The organism is Ramlibacter sp. (genome assembly GCF_035627355.1).
Lineage (GTDB): Bacteria > Pseudomonadota > Gammaproteobacteria > Burkholderiales > Burkholderiaceae_C > Ramlibacter.
Genome location: NZ_DASPLW010000037.1, coordinates 1 through 2,307 on the forward strand (window position 1 = coordinate 1; position 2,307 = coordinate 2,307).

At 68.7% G+C, this 2,307-nt stretch carries 3 protein-coding genes; all 3 read left to right on the forward strand.

The genetic code is table 11. The annotated features are described in order from the left end of the window. Positions 1-410 (forward strand): hypothetical protein (locus VEC03_RS09580; protein ID WP_324914667.1); only part of this gene is annotated, 410 nt, incomplete at its 5' end. 164 nt (positions 411-574) lie between these two features. After that, positions 575-1,756, forward strand: coding sequence for an acetyl-CoA C-acetyltransferase (locus VEC03_RS09585; protein WP_324914669.1), 1,182 nt, complete (start codon positions 575-577; stop codon positions 1,754-1,756). A gap of 42 nt (positions 1,757-1,798) precedes the next feature. After that, positions 1,799-2,307 (forward strand): SDR family NAD(P)-dependent oxidoreductase (locus VEC03_RS09590; RefSeq protein WP_324914671.1); only part of this gene is annotated, 509 nt, incomplete at its 3' end.

Genomic DNA, 2,307 nt, shown 5'->3' on the forward strand with positions numbered 1-2,307 from the left:
TTCGCGCCTGGGTGATCGACGAGAACGCGACGACGGGTGCCACGATGGTCCGGCGGCTGCGTCGGGCCGGCTGGACCGCGATCCATTTCTCGTCCTGTGCGGATGCCGAGCGGAAGTTGCGATTCGCGGCGTCTCACGACGATGCGCCGGGACTGGTGCTCTTCGTGGGGCCGCGTCATCGACCGCTGCAGGGCCGGGACGCGCTGCTCGACAGACTGCCTCCGGGATCGCGTCCAGTCTGGATCGTGGATCCGGGTGCCGAACTGTCCGCGGAGTCCGCCGAGGTGTGGGTGCAGCCTTTGAGTCCCAACGACCTGGAGCATCTTGCCGACGCCATGCCGGCGACTCATGAAACACGCGAGCCCGATGGGCTTGCGCGTGTGCGTACTGACGTTCCGCGGAACGTCTGAACGAAGTCGCGCCGGTGACGTGGTGACCCGGCGCGGCGCCGACGCCGCATGGGCTCGCCCCCGACGCCCCGCACACCACATTGCTGTATGCCTGCCGGCGGATCCGATCCGGCGGCGACTTTCCACGACGACCTTCCCCTCACCTCATCACCAGGAGACGCCCCATGAACACCGAGATCGTGATCGTCGAAGCCACGCGCACCGCCGTGGGCAAGTTCGGCGGCAGCCTGTCGAAGACGCCCGCGCCCGAGCTCGGCGCCGCGATCATCCAGTCGCTTCTGCAGAAGAGCGGCGTGGCGCCCGACCAGGTGAGCCAGGTGATCCTCGGCCAGGTGCTCACCGCCGGCAGCGGCCAGAACCCGGCGCGCCAGGCCACCATCAAGGCCGGGCTGCCGCACGCCGTGCCGGCGATGACGATCAACGTGGTGTGCGGCTCGGGCCTGAAGGCGGTGATGCTCGCCGCGCAGGCGATCCGCGACGGCGACGCGGAGATCGTGGTGGCCGGCGGACAGGAGAACATGAGCCTCGCGCCGCACGTGCTGATGGGCTCGCGCGACGGCCAGCGCATGGGCGACTGGAAGATGGTCGACTCGATGATCAACGACGGCCTGTGGGACGTCTACAACCAGTACCACATGGGCATCACGGCGGAGAACGTCGCCAAGAAGTACGGCATCACGCGCGAGCAGCAGGACGCCCTGGCGCTCGCCTCGCAGCAGAAGGCCGCCGCCGCGCAGGACGCGGGCCGCTTCAAGGACGAGATCACGCCCTTCAGCATCCCGCAGCGCAAGGGCGACCCGGTCGTGTTCGAGACCGACGAGTTCCTCAACCGCAAGACCAACGCCGAGGCGCTGGCCTCGCTGCGCCCGGCCTTCGACAAGGCGGGCGGCGTGACGGCCGGCAACGCCTCCGGCATCAACGACGGTGCGGCGGCCGTGCTGGTGATGAGCGCGGCGAAGGCCGACCAGCTGGGCCTGAAGCCGCTGGCGCGCATCGCCTCGTATGCGAGCGCGGGCCTGGATCCGGCCTACATGGGCATGGGCCCGGTGCCGGCCTCGCGCCTGGCGCTGGAGCGCGCCGGCTGGAAGGCCTCCGAGCTCGACCTGCTGGAGATCAACGAGGCCTTCGCGGCGCAGGCCTGCGCCGTCAACAACGAGATGGGCTGGGACACCAGCAAGGTCAACGTCAATGGCGGCGCGATCGCCATCGGCCACCCGATCGGCGCCTCGGGCTGCCGCGTGCTGGTGACCCTGCTGCACGAGATGCGCCGCCGCAACGCCAAGCGCGGCATCGCCTCGCTGTGCATCGGCGGCGGCATGGGCGTGGCACTGACCGTCGAGCGCTGACGTCCTGAACACAGTCTTCACGCGCATCGAAGGAGAAGAGGAATGAGCAAGAAAGTCGCATACGTGACCGGCGGCATGGGCGGCATCGGCACCGCCATCTGCCAGCGCCTGCACAAGGACGGCTACACCGTGATCGCCGGCTGCGGGCCGAGCCGCGACCACAAGAAGTGGATCGACGAGCAGGCGCAGCAGGGCTACACCTTCCACGTCTCGGTGGGCAACGTGGCCGACTGGGACTCGACCGTCGCGGCCTTCAAGGCCGTGAAGGAGCAGCACGGCCCGGTCAGCGTGCTGGTCAACAACGCCGGCATCACGCGCGACGGCATGTTCCGCAAGATGAGCCGCGAGGACTGGGCGGTGGTGATCGACACCAACCTCAACAGCCTCTTCAACGTCACCAAGCAGGTGATCGACGAGATGACCGAAGCCGGCTGGGGCCGCATCGTCAACATCAGCTCGGTCAACGGCGAGAAGGGCCAGTTCGGCCAGACCAACTATTCCGCCGCCAAGGCCGGCATGCACGGCTTCACCATGGCGCTGGCGCAGGAGGT

Excerpts from the sequence above, each read along its gene's own strand:
- VEC03_RS09585 (WP_324914669.1), top strand. The coding sequence starts at position 575 with ATGAACACCGAGATCGTGATCGTCGAAGCCACGCGCACCGCCGTGGGC.